The 23,332-nt window shown below is 69.8% G+C and carries 17 protein-coding genes; 11 read left to right on the top strand and 6 right to left on the bottom strand.

Annotated elements, in window-relative coordinates; translation table 11 throughout:
- Window positions 1-44: 44 nt before the first annotated feature.
- The 6 genes from BFN01_RS04475 (at window position 45) to BFN01_RS04450 (ending at window position 5,960) form a co-directional block, all read left to right on the top strand.
- On the top strand, window positions 45-1,379 hold the full coding sequence (locus tag BFN01_RS04475) for a sensor histidine kinase (RefSeq protein WP_071642024.1): 1,335 nt from the start codon (window positions 45-47) through the stop codon (window positions 1,377-1,379).
- On the top strand, window positions 1,376-2,047 hold the full coding sequence (locus tag BFN01_RS04470; protein WP_071642022.1) for a response regulator transcription factor: 672 nt from the start codon (window positions 1,376-1,378) through the stop codon (window positions 2,045-2,047). Before BFN01_RS04475 ends, BFN01_RS04470 begins: the two co-directional genes overlap by 4 nt.
- Window positions 2,044-3,231 (top strand): benzoate/H(+) symporter BenE family transporter, encoded by a 1,188-nt coding sequence (locus BFN01_RS04465; protein ID WP_071642020.1) that lies wholly within the window; start codon window positions 2,044-2,046, stop codon window positions 3,229-3,231. The genes BFN01_RS04470 and BFN01_RS04465 overlap by 4 nt, the downstream gene beginning before the upstream one ends.
- Window positions 3,232-3,296: 65 nt before the next feature.
- Window positions 3,297-4,187, top strand: coding sequence for an ABC transporter ATP-binding protein (locus tag BFN01_RS04460; RefSeq protein ID WP_071642018.1), 891 nt, complete (start codon window positions 3,297-3,299; stop codon window positions 4,185-4,187).
- Window positions 4,184-5,251, top strand: a complete 1,068-nt coding sequence (locus BFN01_RS04455) for an ABC transporter permease (protein ID WP_071642016.1) — start codon at window positions 4,184-4,186, stop codon at window positions 5,249-5,251. Before BFN01_RS04460 ends, BFN01_RS04455 begins: the two co-directional genes overlap by 4 nt.
- 121 nt (window positions 5,252-5,372) lie before the next feature.
- A complete protein-coding gene (locus tag BFN01_RS04450) occupies window positions 5,373-5,960 on the top strand; it encodes a nitroreductase family protein (protein WP_071642014.1) in 588 nt (195 codons plus the stop codon).
- A gap of 55 nt (window positions 5,961-6,015) precedes the next feature.
- Here the strand turns inward: BFN01_RS04450 and BFN01_RS04445 are convergent, their stop codons facing one another.
- Window positions 6,016-7,812 (bottom strand): glycoside hydrolase family 15 protein, encoded by a 1,797-nt coding sequence (locus BFN01_RS04445; protein WP_071642012.1) that lies wholly within the window; start codon window positions 7,810-7,812, stop codon window positions 6,016-6,018.
- Window positions 7,813-7,888: 76 nt separating this feature from the next.
- On the opposite strand from BFN01_RS04445, the gene BFN01_RS04440 reads away from it, so the two are divergent.
- On the top strand, window positions 7,889-9,274 hold the full coding sequence (locus tag BFN01_RS04440; RefSeq protein WP_071642010.1) for a glucose-6-phosphate dehydrogenase: 1,386 nt from the start codon (window positions 7,889-7,891) through the stop codon (window positions 9,272-9,274).
- 41 nt (window positions 9,275-9,315) lie between these two features.
- Here BFN01_RS04440 and BFN01_RS04435 read toward each other — a convergent pair whose 3' ends face one another.
- Window positions 9,316-10,782: a nucleobase:cation symporter-2 family protein gene (locus BFN01_RS04435; RefSeq protein ID WP_071642008.1), complete on the bottom strand. Its 1,467-nt coding sequence runs from the start codon at window positions 10,780-10,782 to the stop codon at window positions 9,316-9,318.
- 361 nt (window positions 10,783-11,143) lie between these two features.
- Entirely contained in the window at window positions 11,144-13,294 is a 2,151-nt protein-coding gene (locus BFN01_RS04425; protein WP_083428640.1) for an ATP-dependent Clp protease ATP-binding subunit, read from the bottom strand.
- Window positions 13,295-13,734: 440 nt separating this feature from the next.
- Here BFN01_RS04425 and BFN01_RS04420 point away from each other — a divergent pair, with 440 nt between their 5' ends.
- Genes BFN01_RS04420 through xdhC form a run of 3 tightly spaced genes read left to right on the top strand, consistent with a single transcriptional unit; the run spans window position 13,735 to window position 18,402 of the window.
- Window positions 13,735-15,219 (top strand): xanthine dehydrogenase small subunit, encoded by a 1,485-nt coding sequence (locus BFN01_RS04420; protein WP_071642004.1) that lies wholly within the window; start codon window positions 13,735-13,737, stop codon window positions 15,217-15,219.
- Window positions 15,216-17,579: a xanthine dehydrogenase molybdopterin binding subunit gene (gene xdhB, locus BFN01_RS04415; RefSeq protein WP_071642002.1), complete on the top strand. Its 2,364-nt coding sequence runs from the start codon at window positions 15,216-15,218 to the stop codon at window positions 17,577-17,579. The genes BFN01_RS04420 and xdhB overlap by 4 nt, the downstream gene beginning before the upstream one ends.
- Window position 17,580: 1 nt before the next feature.
- Window positions 17,581-18,402 (top strand): xanthine dehydrogenase accessory protein XdhC, encoded by an 822-nt coding sequence (xdhC, locus tag BFN01_RS04410; protein WP_071642000.1) that lies wholly within the window; start codon window positions 17,581-17,583, stop codon window positions 18,400-18,402.
- Between the two features lie 189 nt (window positions 18,403-18,591).
- Here the strand turns inward: xdhC and BFN01_RS04405 are convergent, their stop codons facing one another.
- A complete protein-coding gene (locus BFN01_RS04405) occupies window positions 18,592-20,154 on the bottom strand; it encodes an NCS2 family permease (RefSeq protein ID WP_083428642.1) in 1,563 nt (520 codons plus the stop codon).
- A gap of 28 nt (window positions 20,155-20,182) precedes the next feature.
- A complete protein-coding gene (locus tag BFN01_RS04400) occupies window positions 20,183-20,668 on the bottom strand; it encodes a nucleoside deaminase (RefSeq protein ID WP_071641998.1) in 486 nt (161 codons plus the stop codon).
- A gap of 327 nt (window positions 20,669-20,995) precedes the next feature.
- Here BFN01_RS04400 and moaA point away from each other — a divergent pair, with 327 nt between their 5' ends.
- The gene (moaA, locus tag BFN01_RS04395; protein WP_071641996.1) at window positions 20,996-22,075 is read left to right on the top strand and encodes a GTP 3',8-cyclase MoaA; all 1,080 of its coding nucleotides are present in this window, start codon (window positions 20,996-20,998) and stop codon (window positions 22,073-22,075) included.
- Between the two features lie 11 nt (window positions 22,076-22,086).
- On the opposite strand, the gene coaBC is transcribed toward moaA, so the two are convergent.
- The gene (coaBC, locus tag BFN01_RS04390; RefSeq protein ID WP_071641994.1) at window positions 22,087-23,316 is read right to left on the bottom strand and encodes a bifunctional phosphopantothenoylcysteine decarboxylase/phosphopantothenate--cysteine ligase CoaBC; all 1,230 of its coding nucleotides are present in this window, start codon (window positions 23,314-23,316) and stop codon (window positions 22,087-22,089) included.
- Window positions 23,317-23,332 lie beyond the last annotated feature (16 nt).

The raw sequence follows: 23,332 nt of genomic DNA, 5'->3' as shown, positions 1-23,332 counted from the left end.
GTGGGAGGGATGCCCCGGCATCCCCTCATCCGTAAGTTGGAGAGATGCCCGAGCCCGCCGTCTTCAGCCGCACCCCGACCGACCGCGAGCGGCGCCAGGACCTGCTGCTCGCCGTGATCATGCTGGTCGGCGCGGTCATCAGCGCGGCGCTGTCGAGCATCTCGGGCCTCTACAGCGATGAGCAGGCGCCCCTCTGGGGGGCGCTGCTGGTGGCGGTGGGGCTCTCCGCTCCGCTCATCGTGCGCCGGCGGTATCCGGCTCTGGCGGCTGTCGTCATCGCCCTGGTCATGTTCACCAGCGTCACGCTGCGCGTCCCGGAGGTGTACGCCACCAACATCGCCATGTTCATCGCGCTGTACACCGTGGGTGCATGGATGAACGACCGCCGTCGCGCGTTCTTCGTGCGGGCCGGGATCATCCTCGGCATGTTCGTGTGGCTGATCATCGTGATGTATCGCGATGCGATCGATGAGGCGGACAAGGCCGACGTCGCCGCGGGGCTGTTCTCGCCCTTCGTGGCGTTCATGATGCTGAACCTGCTGATCAACGTGCTCTACTTCGGCGGCGCGTACTACTTCGGTGAGCGCTCGTGGCACGCCGCCGCGCAGCGCTTCGTGCTCGAACAGCGCACCGCCGAGCTCGAGGCCGAGCGCGAGCTCACCGCCGCACAGGCGGTGGCTCTGGATCGGGTGCGCATCGCCCGCGAGCTGCACGACGTCGTCGCGCACCACGTGTCGGTGATGGGCGTGCAGGCCGGTGCGGCGCGGCTCATGATCGACCGCGACCCCGACGAGGCGAAGCGGATGCTGTCGAGTGTGGAAGACGCGTCCCGCGAGGCGATCGGCGACTTCCGGCAGCTGCTCGAGACCCTCCGCGAGCCCGGCGACGGCGGGTCGGATGAGCCGTCTGCCGTCGGTCTCGCCGACCTCGAGCGCCTTGCGCAGGCATCGACGGATGCCGGTCTGCCGACCGCTTTCACCGAGATCGGCGACCCTGCTGCTGTGCCGACGACGGTCGGCGTGAACCTGTACCGGATCGCTCAGGAGGCGCTGACCAACGCCCGACGGCACGCGGGATCGGGCGCGACGGCGGATGTGCGGCTGCGCTGGAACCACGGTGCCGTGGAGCTGGAGATCGTGAACAGCGGCCGCACGGTCGGCGTGCTGCGCCCGGGGCTCGGCCAGTTGGGCATGCGCGAGCGCGCCCTGGCATCCGGCGGCGAGATCGAGCTGCAGCCGCGCCCGCAGGGGGGCTTCCGCGTGCGGGTCACCGTGCCGATCGCGGCGGCCCGCGATTTCGAATCGCTCACTTGGCGGCATCCGGGCCCCGGGAGCGACAAGGTGAGCGATTCGAAAGCAGGGGGAGGGGGTGTCGGATGATCCGGGTGCTGCTCGTCGACGACCACGCCATGCTGCGCGCCGGGTTCCGCGCGATTCTCTGCACCGAGCCCGACATCGAGGTCGTCGGCGAGGCCGCGACCGGGGCCGAGGGCGTCGAGCTGGCCGCCCGGCTGCAGCCCGACGTCGTCACGATGGACGTGCAGATGCCCGACATGGACGGCATCGAGGCGACCCGGCGCATCGTCGCCGACCCTGCCGTCACCGCCGCGGTCGCCATCGTCACGACGTTCGATCGCGACGAGTACCTCTTCCAGGCGCTGGATGCCGGCGCCGGGGGCTTCCTGCTGAAGAACGCCGGCCCGGAGGAGCTGATCACAGCGGTCCGAGCGCTCGCTGCGGGCGATGGGATCCTCGCCCCCGAGGTGACCCGCCGCGTGCTGTCGCGGTTCTGCGCAACGCCGGTCGCCGAAGCGCAGGAACGCACCGCCCCGGCCCGGGCGCACGTCCTCGCCGAACCGCTCACGGACCGCGAGTCGGAGGTGCTCGCGCTGATGGCCGACGCCCGCAGCAACGCGGAGATCGCCCGAGGGCTGTTCATCGGCGAGGCGACCGTGAAGACCCACGTGTCCCGCGTGCTGCAGAAGCTCGGCGCCCGCGACCGCGTGCAGGCGATCGTGCTGGCCCACCGCCACGGACTCACCCGATGAGCACCGCATCGACGTCCGTGGAGAGGCCCTGGCGGATCCGTCCGATCACTGCGGGGATCGTCACCGCCCTGGTCGGCTTCACCAGCTCCTTCGCCGTCGTGCTCACCGGGCTCGACGCCGTCGGCGCGACCCCTGCTCAAGCCGCCAGCGGTCTGCTGGCGCTCAGTCTCACGATGGGCGCCGCGTGCATCGTCCTCGCCTGGCGCTACCGCATGCCGATCACGTCGGCCTGGTCGACCCCCGGCGCGGCTCTGCTCGCCGCGGTCAGCGTCGTCGACGGCGGCTGGCCGGCTGCGGTCGGCGCCTTCCTCGTCGTCGCCGCGCTCATCCTGCTCACCGCCCTCGTACCGCGCCTCGGCGCTCTGGTCGCGGCGATCCCGCCGTCGATCGCACAGGCCATGCTCGCCGGTGTCCTGCTGCCGCTCTGTCTCGCCCCGATCAGCGGGATGGTCACGAACCCGTGGGGCGTCGTGCCGGTCGTGCTCACGTGGCTGGTCGTCACGCGGCTGGCTCCGCGCTGGGCGGTGCCGGCGGCTTTCGTGACCGCGACGGTCGTCGTGGTGGCCGGCATCGCGGCATCCGGAACCGATGTGGACCCGGGGGCGCTGCTGCCCGCCCTCGTCTTCACGGCTCCCACCTTCACCCTCGGATCGATCGTCGGCATCGCCCTGCCGCTGTTCATCGTGACGATGGCGTCGCAGAACGTGCCGGGCATCGCTGTGATGCGCAGCTTCGGGTACGAGGTGCCGTGGCGACCGGCGATGCTCGTCACCGGCATCGGCACCGCGCTCGGGGCGCCGGCCGGGGGTCACGCGATCAACCTGGCGGCGATCAGCGCCGCCCTCGCCGCAGCCCCCGAGGCGGAGCCGGATCCCGCGCGCCGGTGGATCGCGGGGGTCTCGACGGGGGTGTCGTACATCGTGCTCGGTGGGCTGTCGGCCGTCTTCGCCGCGCTCGTGCTGCTGGCCCCCGCCGCCGTCATCCCCGCCGTGGCCGGCCTGGCGCTGTTCGGGGCGTTCGGCTCGGCGGTGCAGCAGGCGATCGACGACCCCGGCGAGCGGATGCCCGCTGTCGTGACCTTCCTCGTCGCGGCGTCGGGTGTCGCCCTGCTGGGGATCAGCGCCGCGTTCTGGGCTCTCGTCGCCGGACTCGTCGTGCGCGCCGCCCTGCACCTCGGCCGGTAGGCGGATCCCCCGAATCCGTCGCAGGGGGGATGCCGGGCGCCACCGGCCTTCCCTAGCGTGGGGTCATGAGCTTCCTCAGACTCGACGGCATCACCAAGAGCTACGGCTCGCGCAGGGTGCTCGACGGCATCCGGTTCGACGTCGCCCCCGGGCGACTGACCGGATTCGTCGGCGGCAACGGCGCGGGCAAGACGACCACCATGCGGATCATCCTCGGCGTGCTCGCCGCCGACGGCGGCACCGTGACGCTGGACGAGCACCCGGCGACGGCCGACGACCGGCAGAGCTTCGGGTACATGCCGGAGGAGCGCGGCCTGTACCCGAAGATGAAGGTGCTCGAGCAGGTCGTCTACCTCGCTCGCCTGCACGGCTTCAACAAGGCCGACGCCACCGCGCGCGGCACCGCGCTGCTCGAGGAGCTCGGGCTCGGCGAACGCCTCGACGAGAAGATCGAGGCCCTCTCCCTGGGCAACCAGCAGCGAGCACAGATCGCTGCGGCTCTCGTGCACGATCCGCAGGTGCTCATCCTCGACGAGCCGTTCTCGGGCCTCGACCCGCTCGCGGTCGACGTGGTCGCCGAGGTGCTGCAGCGCCGCGCCGCGGCGGGAGCCGCCATCCTGTTCTCGTCGCACCAGCTCGATGTCGTCGAGCGGCTGTGCGACGACCTCATCATCATCGCCGGAGGCACGATCCGCGCCGCCGGCTCGCGAGACGAGCTGCGCTCGGCCCACTCGACGCTGCGCTACCAGCTGCACTCCGGCGGAGATGCCGGCTGGCTGCGCGGCGAGCCGGGCGTCTCCGTGATCGACTTCGAGGGCGGATCCGCGCTGTTCGACGTCGACACCCCCGACACCGCACAGCGCGTGCTGCGCGAGGCCATGGACCGCGCGGCCGTGTCGAGCTTCGCCCCGCAGCATCCCTCCCTCGCCCAGATCTTCAAGGAGGTCATCGCATGAACAGTGCTGTCTGGCTCGTCGCCGAGCGCGAGATCACCGCGAAGCTGCGCAGTCGCGCGTTCGTCATCGCCACGGGCATCCTGCTGCTGATCGCCCTCGCCGGGGTGATCCTCGGCGGGTTCATGAGCAAGAGCCCGACCGCGGATGCCGTCGCCGTCACGTCCGAGACCGCGCCGGTGCTCGACGGGATGCCCGGGCTGGAGCCGCGCGAGGTGGCCGATCGTGCGGCCGCCGAAGACCTCGTCACGAGCGGCGAGGTGGAGGCCGCCCTCGTGCCGGGCGATCCGACCGGCTTCGGGTACGTGGTGCTCACGAAGGAGGGCGCGCCGACCGGGCTCATGATGATGCTGTCGCAGTCGCCCACCGTCGAGGTGCTGCAGCCGGCCGACACCGACCCGCTGCTGCGCTACCTGGTGGCGCTCGGGTTCGGCCTCGTGTTCCTGATCGCCGCGTCGACCTTCGGCGGCACGATCGCGCAGAGCGTGGTCGAGGAGAAGCAGACCCGGGTGGTCGAGCTGCTGATCTCGGCGATCCCGACGCGCACGCTGCTCGCCGGCAAGGTGCTCGGCAACACCGTGCTCGCGATGGGCCAGATCATCGCGCTGGCCGTGATCGCGATCGTCGGGCTGATCGTGACCGGCCAGGAGGACGTGCTCAGCGGCGTCGGCGCCCCCATCCTGTGGTTCGCGGTGTTCTTCCTGTTCGGGTTCGTGCTGCTGGCTTCGCTGTACGCGGCCGCGGCGGCGATGGTGTCACGGCAGGAGGACATCGGCTCGACGACCATGCCGCTGATGATGCTGGTGATGGCGCCGTACTTCCTGGTGATCTTCTTCAACGACAACCCGCTGGTGCTGACGATCATGTCGTACGTGCCGTTCTCGGCCCCGGTGGCGATGCCGGTGCGGATGTTCGTCGGCGAGGCGCAGTGGTGGGAGGGCGCTCTGTCGCTGGTGATCCTGCTCGCGACGTGCGCCGCAGCGATCGTCGTCGCGGCGAAGATCTACGAGAACTCGCTGCTTCGGATGGGCGCCCGGGTGCGGCTCGCCGAGGCCCTGCGCGGCTGACCCGCGGACCCACTCGCGAAACGGCCCCGGATGCCGAGGAATATGCGAGTGCATGAAAGGGTTGTGTCGGATGGACGATGAGGTCCGCCCGAACCAGCCGCATAACGAAAGGCCTCATCTGATGAGCACCCCCGTGATCGATCGCACCGCACCCACCGAGCATCCCGTCCTCGATGTGCTCGCCGACCGGTGGAGCCCGCGCGCCTACGACTCCGAGACGCCGATCGACGAGGCCAAGCTCTCCTCCGCCCTCGAGGCCGCCCGCTGGAGCCCGAGTGCCAACAACTCGCAGCCGTGGCGCTTCATCGTCGCCCGCCGCGGCACCGAGCTGCACCGGGGCATCCAGTCCGCGCTGATGGGCTTCAACCAGGCGTGGGCCGGCAACGCCGCGGCACTCATCGTCGCCGTCGCGGAGACCACGAACGAAGAAGGCGCTCCCATCTCGCACGCCGTCTACGACCTCGGTCAGTCCGTCGCGCACCTGTCGGTGCAGGCCCACCACGACGGCCTCGTCGTGCACCAGATGAGCGGGTTCGACCCCGCCGCCATCAGCGAGCTGACCGACCTCGGCGAGCGCTTCACCCCGATCACCGTCATCGCCCTGGGCGAGCTCGGCGATGCCGGGGAGCTGCCCGAGGCACTGCAGGAGCGCGAGTCGGCGCCGCGCGTGCGTCGGCCGATCGACGAGACGCTGCTCGCCAACGCCTGACCCGAGCACTTTCCCGAAGAGCGCCGTCCCCGATCCGGGGACGGCGCTCTCCGCGTCAGCGGGGCATGCTCTCGCTGTCGGTCAGCGCGTCGGCGGCGCGCACCAGAGCGAGGTGCGAGAACGCCTGCGGCGTGTTGCCCAGCTGTCGACCGGCGATCGGGTCGTACTCCTCCGCGAGCATCCCGACGTCGTTGGTCAGCGAGCAGAGCCGGTCCATCAGCTGGGCGGCCTCGTCGCGTCGTCCCGTGCTCGCGTACTGCTCGACGAGCCAGAACGAGCACGCGAGGAACGGGCTCTCCTCCCCCGCCAGCCCGTCCACGCCACTCGACGTGCGGTACCGGTACAGCAGGCCGTCGTGCATGAGCGTCTTCTCGATGCGGTCGACCGTCGCCAGCATCCGCTCGTCATCGGGTCGACAGTAGCCGACCTCCGGAAGCAGCAGCAGCGACGCGTCCACCTCGTCCGTGCCGTAATGCTGGGTGAAATGTCCGTTTCGCACTCCCCGGGAATCGATCTCTTCTCGCAGCCGGTCGCGCAGCGTGCGCCAGGTCTTGACCGCGCCGGGCAGACCGTAGTCCTCCACCGCGTGCACACCGCGGTCGAACGCCGCCCACATCATCACCCGCGAATGGGTGAACATGCGCGCCGGCCCACGGATCTCCCAGAGACCGTGATCCGGCTGATCGATCTGATCCGCGGCGAACCGCAGCAGGCTGCGCTCGAGCGGCCACGAGAACGCGCTCTCGGCAAGACCGGCCTTGCGGGCGGCCGAGAGGGTCACGAGCACCTCGCCGACGACATCCGCCTGATACTGCCCCCACGCCCCGTTCCCCACCCGCACCGGCGACGATCCGGCGTAGCCGGGCAGCGCGGTCAACTCGCGCTCGGTCAGATCGCGCTCGCCTGCCAGGCCGTACATGATCTGCAGATCGGCTGGATCACCCGCCACTGCGCGCAGCAGCCACTCGCGCCAGCTGTCGGCGAGGCCGAGGAAGCCGTGGTCGAGCAGTGCCTCGAGTGTGAGCGCGGCGTCACGCAGCCATACGTAGCGGTAGTCCCAGTTGCGCTCGCCGCCGATCTCCTCGGGCAGCGCCATGGTGGCCGCCGCGGCGATCCCCCCGGTCTCGTGATTCGTCAGAGCACGCAGAATGAGCAGCGACCGCACGACCTTCTCGTGGTGCGGTCCGGAGTGCTCGATCCTGTCGGCCCAGCTCTGCCACCACGTCTTCGTCGCCTCGAGAACGTCATCGACATCGAGCGGGTCGGGTGCGGGGCGGTGCGACGGGAACCACGCCAGCTGCAGATCGCGCGCCTCGCCGGCGGCGACGCGCACCTCGCCGCGGTGCTCGTGGTCGATCGCCGTGAGACGTGCCCCGCGCACGACCACCGCATCGGGCCCGGCCATGGCGACCAGCTGAGGCTCGTCGTCGGTGCCCGTCTGCCGCACCCACGGCATCGCTCGGGAGTAATCGAACCGGATGCGCAGGCTCTGCGTGAACGTCATCTCGCCGCTCAGCCCGACGACGCGGCGCACGACATCCGTCCGCCGGATCTGCACACCCGGGTCCGGGTCGATGGGCATGAAGTCGTGCACCTCGGCGACGGCATCGCCGCTCTGCCATCGGGTGATGAGCACGAACGTGTCACGGTCGTAGTGACGGGTCGCCACGGCATCCGGATCGTCGGGACGCACCATCCACCGTCCGTGCAATTCGTCGCCCAGCAGCGCGGCGAAGGTGCTGGGCGAGTCCAGTCGCGGCAGACACAGCCAGTCGATGCTCCCCTCCATCGACACGAGCGCCGCCGTACGGCAGTTGCTGAGCAGGGCGTAGTCCTCGATTCGCGTCACCACGAGCGCAGTCTGTCACCGCCGTCGAACCCGCTCCACCCCCCTTGCGCTCGATCCGGCGGCGACTACCCTCGGTGCCATGTCGACGACCACAACGCTTTTCATCCTCGGTGCGACCGGCGATCTCACCTCTCGCCTACTGCTGCCCTCGCTCGCGACGCTGCTCGGCAAGGAGCGCAAGCACCGCGTCACCCTGAGGGGGTCGGGGACCGAGGACTGGGATGCCGAGACGTGGCACGCCACGGTCGAGAAGGCGTTCTCCGACTCCCCGGGGGCGCTGGACCGGGTCGGCGTCGCCGACTACGTGCAGGCCGATGTGACGGATCCCTCGGCCGTGGCATCCCTCGTCGACACGCTCGACCCGAACACCGTGCTCTACTTCGCGCTGCCGCCGGCAGTCACCGCCGCCGCGATCGATGCGATGACCGGGCTGACGCTGCCCGAGGGCACCGTGCTGGCGATGGAGAAGCCGTTCGGGCAGGACGAGGCGAGCGCCCGCGCGCTCAACGACAAGCTGCTGGCGCTGGTGCCCGAGAACCAGATCTTCCGCGTCGACCACTTCCTCGGTCGGTCGACCCTGCTCAACCTGCTCGGCGTGCGCCTGGCCAACCGCATCTGGGAGCCGGTGTGGTCGGCTGAGCACATCCAGGAGGTGCTGATCCGCTTCGACGAGTCCGTCGCCCTCGAAGGTCGAGCCCGCTACTACGACAGGGCCGGAGCCATGATCGACATGATCCAGAGCCACCTGCTGCAGGTGCTCGCCCTGCTCGCGATGGATCCCCCGGCGACGCTGGGCGAACGCGATCTGCGCGACGCGAAAGCGGAGGTGCTGCGTGCCACGCACGTGATGGGCGACGACCCCGCCCGCTTCTCGCGCCGGGCGCAGTACACCGCGGGCACGCAGCATCTCGCCGACGGCGGCACCCGTGAGCTTCCCTCGTACCGCGACGAGGACGGCGTCGACGTCTCACGGCAGACCGAGACGCTGGCCGAGGTCGTCTTCGAGGTGTCCAGCGACCGCTGGGCCGGCGTGCCGTTCACCCTGCGCTCCGGCAAGGGGCTCGATCGCAAGCGCTCCGAGATCGTGGTGACCTTCAAGCCCGTGCGGCACGTGCCGCCGGGGCTGAACGGCACCCCCGCCGACGGCGGCCGCCTCACCTTCTCGCTCGGCCCCGACGAGATGCACCTGCGGCTGCACGTGACGGGAGGCGATGACCCGTTCGCGCTGCGCGACGAGGAGCTCGTCGCGCAGCTCGGCGTCGGGCAGCAGCGGTCGTACGAGGAGGTGCTCGACGAGCTGCTCGACGGCGATGTCGCGCTGTCGGTGCGCGCGGATGAGGCCGAGCAGTGCTGGCGGATCATCCAGCCGGTTCGGGATGCCTGGGCTCGCGGCGAGACGCCGCTCGACGAGTACCCCGCCGGTTCCACCGGCCCGGCATCGTGGCAGACCTCGCACAGCGACTGACCCCCGCCACACGACTGCAGCGGGGGTCAGAGCGTGTGAGGTCAGTGCTCGCTGACGCGCACCGGCACTTCCTGACCCTCACGGTCGACGATCTTGCCGTCGACGACCGAGTCGCCGTCCTCGAGCGCGTCGAGGAACTGCACCGGGATGCTGCGCGTGGGCGCCGCGACGAAGCTGTTCGCGTTCTTCGAGCGGCGGGCGCCGACGTGGTTGAACAGCAGGTTGAGGAAGATGGCCGCGACGGCGGCCGAGCTGATGCCGGAGTGGAAGATCGTGTTGAACCAGTCGGGCATCTGGTCGTAGATCGTGGGAGCTGCGATCGGGAGCATGCCGATGCCGATCGACGCCGCCACGATGATGAGGTTCATGTTGCCGCGGTAGTCGACCTTGGCCAGGGTGCGGACGCCGGATGCCGCGACCGAGCCGAACAGCACGATGCCCGCACCGCCCAGGACCGGCGAGGGGATCTCGCCGACGACGCGGCCGAGCACGGGCAGCAGGCCCAGGATGACGAGCACCACACCACCGGCGGTGACCACGAAGCGGCTCTTCACACCCGTGATGGCGACAAGACCCACGTTCTGCGCGAACGCCGACTGGGTGAAGGTGCCGAACACGGGCGAGACGGCGCTGGAGAGCATGTCGGCGCGCAGACCGTCGGCGATGCGCTTCTTGTCGACCTTGGTGCCCACGATCTCACCCACCGCGAGGATGTCGGCGGTGGTCTCGGTGAGCGTGACCAGGATCACGATGAACATCGAGATGATCGCGGCGATCTCGAACGTCGGCCAGCCGAACGCGAACGGCGTCGGGAAGGCGAAGATGGCGCCCTCGCCGACCTGGGAGAAGTCGACGCGGCCGAGGAACGCGGCGAAGATCGTGCCCGCGACGATGGCGAGCAGGATCGACAGGCGCGAGACCGCTCCGATCGGCACCTTGCTGAGGATCAGCACGAACAGCAGGGTGACGAAGGCGAGCAGCAGATTCTGCGGAGAGCCGAAGTCGTCTGCGGCAGCATTGCCGCCCATCGCCCAGCGTGCCGCGACGGGCAGCAGGGTCAGACCGATCGTCGTGATGACGACACCGGTGACGACGGGCGGGAAGAACCGGATCACCATGGCGAAGATCGGTGCGATCAGCAGACCGATGACGGATGCCGCTATCACCGATCCGAACACGGCCGGCAGTCCCCCGCCGTTCGTCACGATCGCTCCCATGGTGGCGACGCCGGCGAACGACACGCCCTGCACGAGCGGCAGCTGCGAGCCGAAGAACGGCACACCCACGGTCTGCAGGATGGTCGCGAGGCCGCCCATGAAGAGGCACGACGCGATGAGCACGCCGATCTCCGCGGGGCTCAGGCCGGCGAGCTGACCGATGATCAGCGGCGGGGCGATGATGCCGCCGTACATCGTCAGCACGTGCTGGAGTCCGTACCCGAAGGTCGCGCCGATGGACAGGCGTTCGTCTTCGGGGCGGGCAGTGCTCTGCGTCTTCTGTTTCGTCATGTCGACCTCTTCGTCGTGTCGGGTGATCGGTTATCAGGTGAATGTCGGGTCAGCGCCGGCGCGAGCAGAGCGCGAGCGGCTTCGCCGTGGTGTCGATCGTCTCGTGGGCCGGGGCCGGTCGGTCCGGTCGGTGTGTCGCCGAGCAGGATGTCTGCCATCACGCGGTCGTCCTCGATGACGAGGCCGCCCCGGATGTCGACGCCGTCCCCGGCGTGGCTGCTGAAGTAGTCCAGAGTCAACCACGCGTCCGTGCCGAGGTCAATGGCTTTTTCCAAAAGCCGAACTAACCATTCCGCATCTTGGAACTGAGCAGAACGGCAGGAAGCCCCGCGAGTCTCACTCGCGGGGCTCCCGCAGCACGTCACACGCTGTCAGCCGTGAGCGCCAGCCCGCTGCCGTCGGCCGCGACATCGACGCGCACCGTGTCGCCGTCGCGCGCGCCGCCCGACAGCAGCGCCGTCGCGAGGCGGTTCTGCACCTCGGTCTGGATGAGCCGGCGCAGCGGCCGGGCACCGAACACGGGGTCGTATCCGCGCTCGGCCAGCCAGGCCCTGGCATCCGGTGTCACCGCCAGGGTCAGCCGACGATCGGCGAGCCGACGCTGCAGGCCGTCGACCGCCAGCTCGACGATCTGGGCGAGGTCGTCGTGCGAGAGCGACGAGAACATCACGATGTCGTCGAGGCGGTTCAGGAACTCGGGCCGGAACGACTGCCGCACCAGCGTCATCACCGCCTCGCGCTTCTCGTGGGGCGACATGACCGGGTCGATGAGGATGGGCGAGCCGATGTTGGAGGTGAGGATCAGGATCACGTTCGAGAAGTCGACCGTGCGGCCCTGCCCGTCGGTCAGGCGACCGTCGTCGAGCACCTGCAGCAGCACGTCGAACACCTCGGGATGCGCCTTCTCGACCTCGTCGAGCAGCACCACCGAGTACGGGCGGCGCCGCACGGCCTCGGTCAGCTGACCGCCCTGCTCGTACCCGACGTATCCCGGAGGGGCTCCGACGAGACGCGACACGGAGTGCTTCTCGCCGTATTCGCTCATGTCGATGCGCACCATCGCGTGCTCGTCATCGAAGAGGAATGCGGCGAGGGCCTTGGCCAGCTCCGTCTTGCCGACGCCGGTCGGGCCGAGGAAGAGGAACGATCCGGTCGGGCGGCCGGGGTCGCTGATGCCGGCACGTGAGCGCCGCACCGCATCCGACACGGCCTTCACCGCCTCCTTCTGACCGATCAGGCGACGACCGAGCTCGCTCTCGAGATGCAGCAGCTTCTCGCTCTCGCCCTGCAGCAGTCGACCGACCGGGATGCCGGTCCACGCGGCGATCACGGCGGCGATGTCCTCTTCGGTGACCTGCTCGTTGACCATGCGGCCCTCGTCCGAGACCGCGGCCTCGGCCTGCTCGGCCTCGGCGATCTCGGCGTTCAGGCGCCGGATGGTCTCGTACTCGAGCCGCGACGCCTTCGTGTAGTCGCCCTCGCGCATCGCGAGGTCGCGCTGCGTGGTGGCCTCGTCGAGCTGCTTCTTCAGCTCGCCGACCCGGTTCAGCCCCTGGCGCTCGCGAGCCCAGCGCTCTTCGAGCACGCGCAGCTCGCTCTCGAGTCCCGCCATCTGCTCGCGCAGCGCCGCGAGGCGCTCCTTCGAGGCGGCATCCTTCTCCTTCTTCAGCGCGAGCTCTTCGAGCTTCATCCGGTCGACCTGGCGCTTGAGCTCGTCGATCTCGACGGGCGACGAGTCGATCTCCATCTTCAGCCGCGACATGGCCTCGTCGATCAGGTCGATCGCCTTGTCGGGCAGCTGCCGGCTGGGCAGGTAGCGGTTCGACAGGGCGGCGGCTGCCACGAGCGCGGTGTCGGAGATGGTCACCCCGTGGTGCGCCTCGTACCGCCCCTTGAGGCCGCGCAGGATCGCGACCGTGTCCTCCACGCTCGGCTCGCCGACGTACACCTGCTGGAAGCGCCTCTCGAGCGCGGCGTCCTTCTCGATGAACTCGCGGTACTCGTTGAGCGTGGTGGCGCCGATCATGCGCAGCTCGCCGCGGGCGAGCATGGGCTTGAGCATGTTGGATGCCGCGACCGACCCCTCGCCGCCGCCTGCGCCCATGAGCACGTGCAGCTCGTCGATGAACGTGATGACCTTGCCGTCGGACTCGGTGATCTCCTTGAGCACGCTCTTCAGGCGCTCCTCGAACTGACCGCGGTACATCGCACCGGCCACGAGCGCCGAGATGTCGAGCGAGACGAGCTCTTTGTCCTTGAGGGACTCCGCGACGTCTCCTGCGACGATGCGCTGGGCGAGCCCTTCGACGACGGCGGTCTTGCCGACGCCGGGCTCGCCGATGAGCACGGGGTTGTTCTTCGTGCGCCGGGTGAGCACCTGGCTCACGCGGCGGATCTCGCTGTCGCGTCCGATCACCGGATCGAGCTTGCCCTGGCGGGCGCGATCGGTGAGATTGATGCCGAACTGCTCGAGCGCGCTCTGCTGCTCTTCAGACTGTGCCGGGTTGGTCATTCGTTCCTCCTGGAGGGAGACTCCTTCAAACTTGAGTTGTCTTGACTCAAGTTTAGATGTCGAACGGGCGAAGGGCAACCCGCTCGCCTTGACCGAACCCGAGCGGGCCGATTACACTGACCGACACCATGAGGATTCTCCTCAGCTCAGCGCAGAGAGGGGCCGCGATGCTGCAGCACGTTCACGTTCACGCCACCGCCCCCGTCGAGAGCTCCACCGCCTGGGGAAACTGGTACGCCCACGGCGCCTGAGCAGCCGCCCCCGGAATCGCCCTTCCCGACGATTCCGAGGCCTCGCCGTCGGTTCGCCTGAGATCAGCGCGTCCGCGCGCGACGTCGACGTGATCGCCCCGCGATCGCCGCGGCGCTCACCCTCGGAATCCCCGCCGGCACGCGAGAAGCGTGCACCAGACGCCGCCGCGTCGTACCCGAGGAGAGACAATGACTGACACCACGGTCACCGTGAACGGGCGGAGCCGCCCACTCGACGGTGTGGCCACCCACACGACCGCTCTGGACTGGCTGCGCGACGGCGGACTGCCCGGCAGCAAGGAGGGCTGCGCCGAGGGCGAGTGCGGCGCGTGCGCCATGATGATCGCCACCCCCGACGACGACGGCACCACCCGCTGGACGCCCGTCAACGCGTGCCTCGTGCCCGTCTACGCGCTCGACGGCCAGGAGATCGTGACGGCCGAGGGGCTCGGTGGGGTCGAGGACCTGCATCCGGTGCAGCAGAAGCTGGCCGAGGCCGGCGGCTCGCAGTGCGGGTACTGCACCCCTGGTTTCGCGTGCAGCATGGCTGCCGAGTACTACCGGCCCGAGCGCGGCACCGGCTGTCCCGCGCACGACGGCGAGCAGCAGCACGGCGAGGGACCCGACGACGACGGCATGGAGGCCGGACCGAACGGATTCGACCTGCACGCGCTCAGCGGCAACCTGTGCCGCTGCACCGGCTACCGCCCCATCCGCGACGCCGCCTACTCGCTCGGCTCGCCCGAGCAGGACGACCCGCTGCAGCAGCGCCTGTCGCAGCCCGCGCCGACGGCGGTCGCGACGGATGCCCAGGTCGCGGGATCGCGCTTCGTCCGCCCCGCCGCTCTCGCCGACGCCCTGCGCCTGCTTCGCGATGAGCCGGATGCGCTGATCGTCGCCGGCTCGACGGACTGGGGCGTGGAGGTGAACCTCCGCGGCCGTCGCGCGCCCTTCGTCGTCGCGATCGACCAGCTCGAAGAGCTGCGTGCACTCACCGTCACCGACGAGATGATCGAGATCGGCGCGGCGCTGCCGATCTCCGACGTCGAGCGCCGCCTCGCCGGCCGCGTGCCGCTGCTCGCCAAGCTGTTCCCGCAGTTCGCCTCCCGCCTCATCCGCAACCGCGGGACCATCGGCGGCAACCTCGGCACCGGCTCGCCGATCGGCGACACCCCGCCCGCGCTGCTGGCGCTGGACGCGAGGCTGGTGCTGGCATCCGTCGACGGCGAGCGGGAGGTGCCGCTGGCCGAGTACTTCACCGGCTACCGGCAGACCGTGCGTGCGAAGGACGAGCTGATCACCGCCGTGCGCATCCCGCTGCCCCTGGCCGAGTACACCGCGTTCCACAAGATCTCGAAGCGCCGCTTCGACGACATCTCCTCCGTCGCGCTCGGCTTCGCCTTCGACATCACCGGGGGCACCGTCGCCTCCGCCCGCATCGGCCTGGGCGGTGTCGCGGCCACTCCGCTGCGCGCCCTCGCCACCGAGGAGGCGCTCATCGGCAAGCCGTGGAGCATCGCCACGGTGAAGGCGGCATCCGCCGTGCTGCAGTCCGAGGGCACCCCGATGTCAGACCACCGCGCCAGCGGCGACTACCGCGCGCACATGCTGGGCTCCGCCCTGCTGAAGTTCTACAGCCAGACCGTCATCCAGTCGAAGGAGGTGTCGAAGTGAGCTCTCTCGCCGACCGACCCGAGAACGCCGTCGTCGGACACCGCGCCGTGCACGAGAGTGCAGCGCTGCACGTGACCGGCGCGGCGATGTACACCGACGACATCGCCGCGCAGACCGCCGGCGTGCTGACCGCCTGGCCGGTGCAGTCCACCAGCGCCCACGCCCGCGTCAGCATCGACGTCTCTGGCGCCTACGAGGTGCCTGGCGTCGTGCGCGTGCTCACCGCCGACGACGTGCCCGGCCTGAATGACGCCGGGATCCGCAACGACGAGCCGCTGTTCCCGAGCGAGGCCATGTTCTACGGACATGCACTCGTGTGGGTGCTCGCCGAGACGACCGAGGCCGCGCGTCTCGGGGCCGAGCGGGTGAAGGTCGAGTACGACGAGCTCCCGTCGCTGATCACCGTGCACGACGCCATCGAGGCGGGATCGTTCATGGGAACGCCGCGCACGGTCGCCCGCGGCGACGCGGCCGCCGGCCTCGCGTCCTCGGCGCACGTCTTCGAGGGCGTCACCGAGTTCGCAGGTCAAGAGCACTTCTACCTCGAGACGCACGCGTCGTTCGCGGTGCGCGACTCGGAGGGGCAGTACTTCATCCAGTGCTCCACCCAGCACCCGACCGAGACGCAGGACCTGGTCTCGCACGTGCTGGGCATCCCCGCCAACGAGGTCACCGTGCAGTGCCTGCGCATGGGCGGCGGGTTCGGCGGCAAGGAGATGCAGCCGCACGGCTTCGCCGCCATCGCGGCTCTCGGCGCCAAGCTCACCGGCCGCCCGGTGCGGGTGCGCCTGAACCGCACGCAGGATCTCACGATGACCGGCAAGCGGCATCCCTTCCACATCAGCTGGAAGGTCGGCCTGGACGAGAGCGGGATGCTGCAGGCGCTCGACGCCGTGCTCACGGCCGACGGCGGCTGGTCGATCGACCTGTCCGAGCCCGTGCTCGGCCGCGCGCTCTGCCACATCGACAACGCCTACTGGATCCCGAACGTGCACGCGTACGGACGGATCGCGAAGACCAACAAGCAGTCGAACACCGCGTACCGCGGCTTCGGCGGTCCGCAGGGCGTGTTCCTCATCGAGGACATCCTCGGCCGGATCGCCCCGACGCTCGGCATCGATCCCCTCGAGCTGCGTCGCCGCAACTTCTACCAGCCCGGTCAGCACACCCCGTACGGTCAGCTGGTGAAGGATGCCGAGCGGATGCCGACCATCTGGGATCAGCTCGCCGACGAGGCGTCGATCGCGCAGCGCCGAGCCGAGATCGACGCGTTCAACGCCGCGAGCCCCGACGTGAAGCGCGCGATCTCGATGACGCCGATCAAGTTCGGCATCTCGTTCAACTTCGCCGCCTTCAACCAGGCCGGAGCCCTCGTGCACGTCTACAAGGACGGCTCGGTGCTGGTCAACCACGGCGGCACCGAGATGGGCCAGGGCCTGCACACGAAGATGCTGCAGATCGCGGCCACCGCGCTGGGGCTCGAGCTGCACCAGGTGCGCCTCGCCCCCACCCGCACCGACAAGGTGCCCAACACGTCGGCCACGGCCGCGTCGTCGGGAGCCGACCTCAACGGCGGCGCGGTGAAGAACGCGTGCGATCAGATCCGCGACCGGATGGCCGCTGTCGCCGGCCGCCTGCTGGGCGTCGACGAGCGCGACGTGCGCTTCGGCGGCGGCTACGTCACGGCACTCGGCACACCGGGGCGTCTGACCTTCGCCGAGGTCGCGAAGGCGGCGTATTTCCAGCGCGTGCAGCTGTTCGCCGCCGGGTACTACCGCACCTCGGGTCTGCACTGGAACCCCGAGACCATGCAGGGCTCGCCGTTCAAGTACTTCGCCTACGGCGCGGCGGCCACCGAGGTCGAGATCGACCGCTTCACCGGGGCGTATCGCATCCTCCGCGTCGACATCGTGCACGACGTGGGCGACTCGCTCTCGCCGATGCTCGACATCGGCCAGATCGAGGGCGCCTACGTGCAGGGCATGGGCTGGCTCACGCTCGAGGACCTGCGGTGGGATGACACCGACGGACCGCACCGCGGCCGCCTGCAGACCCAGTCGGCGTCGACCTACAAGCTGCCCAGCTTCTCGGAGATGCCCGAGGAGTTCACCGTGCGCCTGTTCCAGAACGCTCGCGAGGACGGCGCGGTGTACGGCTCGAAGGCCGTCGGCGAGCCGCCGTTCATGCTCGCGTTCAGTGCCCGCGAGGCGCTGCGCCAGGCCGTCGCCGCCTTCGGCCCGGCCGGCCACTCGGTCGATCTGGCCTCGCCGGCGACACCGGAGTCGGTGTACTGGGCGGTCGAGACAGCGCGCGCGGCGCAGGACGCGGCGGAGCCCGCACCCGCCCTCAGCACGGTCTGACATGGTCGACTGGCTGGATGCCCTGCGCGCGCTGCGCGAGAGCCGCACCCCCGCGGTGATCGTGACGCTGGCGATGGTGCGCGGTCACGCGCCCCGCAACGGCGGCGCGAAGATGGTCATCTCGCCAGGCGGTCAGTTCGGCACGATCGGTGGCGGCAACCTCGAGGCGACCGCCACCGATCGCGCCCGCGAGATGCTGGCCTCGGGCACCGCCGAGCCCCAGCTGCTGACCCTGACCCTCAGCGACAAGGCGACGACCGAGTACGGGGTGCAGTGCTGCGGAGGAGAGGTCACGATCATGCTCGAGCCCGTGCGGGTGGTGCCGTCGGTGGCCGTGTTCGGGATGGGCCACGTCGGCCTCGAACTGGCGCGCATCCTGTCGCGCCACGAGGTGTCGCTGCATCTCGTCGACTCCCGCGCCGAGATGCTCGATCCCGCGCGCCTCGCGCCGGTCACGACAGACGCTGTGGCGCGCATCCATCCGCATCACGCGCCGGTGCCGGAGGCGGCCCTGCTGAGCATTCCCGCCGGCGCCCACGTGCTGGTGATGACCCACGACCACGTCGAGGACCTCGCGGTCGTCGATCAGTCGCTGCGCACACCCGCGCTCGGGTCGATCGGTCTGATCGGCTCGGCCTCGAAATGGGCGCGGTTCCGCAGGAAGCTGCAGGAACTCGGCCACACCGACGCGGAGCTCGCCCGCGTGACGACGCCGATCGGCGTCCCGGAGGTGTCGGGCAAGCAGCCGGCGGTCATCGCGGTGAGCGTCGCCGCGCGCATCCTGCAGCTCATCGAGGAGGCCGCGCCACTGGCATCCGCATGACATTCTTCGGCATCACCGGAATGCATCGAATGCATTCCGGTGATGTCGCAATTGCATGAATGTGCGCATTCTGTCACCCGCGAGAATACGTCGCGTTATTTCCGCATTCCACGGCATACGAATTCTCACGCAGAACGCGAAAAGCCCCGGTTCCGCAGCGCGGGAACCGGGGCTTTCTGCGTGCGGTGCTCAGCCGGCGAGCATCGCCTCGATCGGCCCGCGCACGAAATACAGCGCGAAACCGGCGGCGACGATCCACATCAGCCAGTGCACCTTGCGCGCCCGACCGGAGAACGCGTTCACGAGCGCCCACGAGATGAAGCCCACCCCGATGCCGTTCGCGATCGAGTAGGTCAGCGGCATGGTGACGATGGTGAGGAACGCGGGCAGGGCCACGGCGAACTTCGTGAACTTGATCTCACGGATCTGCGACATCATCATCGCGCCGACGACCACCAGCGCCGCGGAGCCGACCTCGATCGGCACGACGAGGGTGAGCGGGGTGACGAACATCGACAGCAGGAACAGCACGCCGACGACGAGCGAGGCAAGACCCGTTCGGGCGCCCTCGCCGATGCCGGAGGCGCTGTCGACGTACACCGTGTTCGACGACGTGGAGGTCACGCCGCCTGCCACGGCGCCGAAGCCCTCGACCACGAACGCCGAGCGCAGCCGCGGGAAGGTGCCGTCCTTGTAGGCGAGGCCGGCGTTCTTGGCGAGACCGGTCATCGTTCCCATCGCGTCGAAGAAGTTCGAGAAGACGAGCGTGAACACGAGCATGGTGGCTGAGAGGATGCCCACGCGCTCGAAGGCGCCGAACAGGTCGAACTGGCCGATCAGACCGAAGTCGGGGACCGTGATCCACGCTGCGGGCAGTTCGGGGATCGTCATGTGCCAGCCGTTCGGATCCTCGAACGACGGCCCGAGCTTCAGCACCGACTGCGCGATCAGCGCCACGACCGTGCTGACCACGATGCCGATCAGGATGCCGCCGGGCACCTTGCGCGCCACGAGGATGCCGATCAGCACCAGACCGAGCAGGAAGATCAGCGTGGGCACCGAGGTGATCGACCCGTTGTCGCCGAGCTGCACGGGCGGGCCGCCGGCGGTGCGGGTGACGAAGCCCGAGTCGACGAAGCCGATGAAGGCGATGAACAGGCCGATGCCCACGGTGATCGCGGCCTTGAGAGCCTGCGGCACCGCCTTGAAGATAGCGGTGCGGATGCCGGTGGCACCGAAGAGCACGATCAGCAGACCGTTGATCACGACGAGCCCCATCGCCTCCGGCCATGTGACCTGCCCGACGACGGAGACGGCGAGGAAGGAGTTGATGCCGAGCCCCGCCGCGAGCGCGAACGGCAGCCGGGCCACCACTCCGAACAGGATCGTCATCACGCCGGCCGTGAGGCCCGTCGCGGCACCGATCTGGGCGGCATCCAGCGCCCCGTCGGCCACGTCGGTGACGCCGCCGAGGATCAGCGGATTCAGGATGACGATGTACGCCATCGTCACGAACGTGACCACCCCGCCGCGGATCTCGCGGGCGATGGTCGACCCTCGTCGGGTGATCTCGAAGAACCGGTCGAAGCCGTTCTTGGGTGTGGCGTCGACCGTGGTCGTCGCGCCCGTCGCCAGGGGCGGCAGGTTCTCGTCGCCGCGGGCGAAGTGCCCGGCGGCGTCGTTGCCGACCACCTCGGTCGTGGATGTGTCGGCCTCGGATGGGCGTGCGGAAGGAGGGACAGGTGAAGACATCATCGGCTCCGGAGAAGGGTGTAGGGGGTCAGTAATCGATGCGGGTGGGGGTGCTGGCCCACTCCGCGAACGGCGCGACGCGCTGCTCGGGCGGCAGGGCGATGTCGCTCACGGGCATGACGGCCCGATCGGCGTCGCTGCCCTCGAAGTAACGGTAGAACGCCGCATCGTCGAAGCCGGCGTCGGCGGCGTCGTTGCGGTCGGCGGCGAAGTAGACCCGATCGATCCGCGCCCACAGCGACGTCGCCAGGCACATCGGGCAGGGCTCGCAGCTCGTGTAGAGCGTCGCTCCCGACAGATCGAAGGTGCCCAGTCCGCGGCAGGCGTTGCGGATCGCGGTGACCTCGGCGTGCGCCGAGGGATCGAGATCCGCGGTGACCCGGTTGACGCCCTCGAAGACCCGCCCGTCTGCCGTGACGACCAGGGCGCCGAAGGGCCCGCCCTCGTTGCGGACGTTCTCGACGGCGATCCGCACCGCCTCGGCCAGGTACTCGGCTGGGTCGCGGGAGGTCATCGGGTCGGTCGGCGATTCGGGTCGGGGCCTAGCGCTGCTGTTCATACGAGAGCTTCCTTGCTGTCGTAGCAGTGATACGGCTTATCGAGTCGGATCCGGATGGGATCGTTCTGCGAGATATACGTCGAACCGCTGACTGTTCAATTGAGCCGCATCTCGGATATGCGGCTATCCAAGAATAGCAACATCATTTCCCGGCGTCCAGAGAATTCCGGCGCGCATTTCCGCACTCGACCGGAAAGAGGCGCGAGAGGGAATTGTCACGGGCATCCGCGGGTCCGCACCCGGCAATCCGGTGCTAGCGTTTCAACGCGGGAGGACGTGATCATGGCGAGCAGGCGCATAGACGGCGACGGCCGGCCGGCGACTGCGACGACCGCGCTCACCGACCGGCTCGATCGTCCGCTGCGCGATCTTCGGATCTCGGTGACCGACCGCTGCAACTTCCGCTGCGTCTACTGCATGCCCAAGGAGATCTTCGGGCGGGACTACGCGTTCCTCGACCGCGACGAGCTGCTGAGCTTCGAGGAGATCACGCGCATCGCCACCGTCGCCGCCGCGCACGGGGTGCACAAGCTGCGCCTCACCGGCGGCGAACCCCTGCTGCGCCGCGGCATCGAGCAGCTCATCGAGCAGCTCGCGGCGATCCGCACGCCGGAGGGCCGGCCGCTCGACCTGGCCCTGACCACCAACGGCTCGGCCCTCGCGATGAAGGCCGGGGCGCTCAAGGCTGCCGGGCTGAATCGGGTGACCGTGTCGGTCGACTCGCTCGATGACGATCTCTTCCAGCGGATGAACGACGTGCGCTTCCCGGTGAGCCGGGTGCTCGACGGCATCGACGCCGCGCAGGCGGCGGGGCTCGGGCCGATCAGGCTCAACATGGTCGTCAAGCGCGGGGTCAACGACGGCGAGATCCTCAGCATGGCCCGTCACTTCAAGGGCACCCCCTACACCCTGCGCTTCATCGAGTACATGGACGTGGGCAACACCAACGGCTGGTCGCTCGATGAGGTCGTGCCCTCTGCCGAGATCATCGAGCGCATCGGCGCGGTGTTCCCGCTCGAGCCGGTCGCCCCGACCGTGCACGGCGAGACCGCGAAGCGCTGGCGCTACACCGACGGCAGCGGCGAGATCGGCGTGATCTCCAGCGTCACCAACGCGTTCTGCGGCACCTGCACGCGCGCCCGCATCTCTACCGAGGGCAGGCTGTTCACGTGCCTGTTCGCCTCCCAGGGTCACGATCTGCGGGCGCTCATGCGCGGCGGCGCAGACGACGTCGAGCTGGCGGCGGCCATGGCATCCATCTGGGGCGGACGCGACGACCGCTACTCCGAGATCCGCGCCGGCCTCACCCCCGCCCTGCGCACGCAGCGCAAGCGCATCGAGATGTCGTACATCGGCGGCTGAGCCGCCGCGGCTCACCCCAGGACGTCGGCGACGACATCCCACACGTCGTCGGCGACCGCGCGCTTGGTTCCGGATGCCAGGGCGAGCACCGCGCCGCCGTCGCCGATCACGTGCACGGTGTTCTCGCCCGCCTCGAATCCGCGGTCCCAGCCGACCTCGTTCACCACGAGCAGGTCGACGCCCTTGCGCTCGCGCTTGCGTCGCGCGCGCTCGAGCAGCTCGCCGTCGTCATCCGGGGTCTCGGCCGCGAATGCGATGATCACCTGACCCGGATGCCGTCGCGCAGCCAGATGCGCCACGATGTCCTCGTTCTGCACCAGCTCGATGCTCTCGAGCGGACCCGCCTCCTTCGTGAGCTTGCGGTCGGACACGTCGGCCGGTCGGTAGTCGGCGACGGCCGCGGCCATCACGATCACCGCGGCCTCCTCCGCCGCGCGGCGCATCGCGTCGCCGAGTTCGGCCGCGGTGCCGACGTGCTCGATCCGGATGAGCGGATGCCGTTCGGCATCCGCCAGCACCGCACCGTCGACGTGCGCGGCCACGAGCACGACGTCCGCGCCCCGGTCGGCCGCGGCGAGCGCGAGAGCGACCCCCTGCCGCCCGCTGGAGCGGTTGCCCAGGAAGCGCACCGGGTCGAGGGGCTCGCGGGTGCCGCCCGCCGAGACCGCGACGCGCAGGCCGTCGAGGTCGTGCGGCTCGTGCGCTCCCCGGTGCCCCGCGTCGATCAGGGTGAGCGCCTCGGCCATGATCTGCTCGGGCTCGAGCATCCGTCCGGCTCCCGAGTCTCCCCCGGTCAGCTCGCCCTCGCCGGGACCGAGGACGGCGACGCCGCGGTCGCGCAGCGTCGCGATGTTCGCCTGCGTCGCCGGGTGGCGCCACATCTCGGTGTGCATCGCAGGAGCGATCGCGACCGGGGCGGTGGTGGCGAGCAGAGTGGTGCCGAGCAGATCGTCGGCGAGGCCGGCGGCCATCTTCGCGATGGTGTTCGCGGTCGCGGGCGCGACGATCACGAGCTCGGCCGCCTGACCAAGGGCGACGTGGCGCACCTGGGCGACGTCCTCGTGCACGCTCGTGGTCACGGGACGGCGGCTGATCGCCTCCCACGTGGGCAGGCCGACGAAGCGCAGCGCGTCTTCGGTGGGCACGACGGTGACCTCGTGTCCGGCCTTGATCAGCAGGCGCACCAGGTGCACGCTCTTGTAGGCGGCGATCCCGCCGGTGACGGCGACGACGATGTTCACGCGTCCGATTCTGCCC

This window comes from Microbacterium sp. AR7-10 (assembly GCF_001878835.1).
Classification (GTDB): domain Bacteria; phylum Actinomycetota; class Actinomycetes; order Actinomycetales; family Microbacteriaceae; genus Microbacterium; species Microbacterium commune.
The sequence above is the reverse complement of the archived record's forward strand: the minus strand, read 5'-3'. Positions and strand labels throughout refer to the sequence as shown.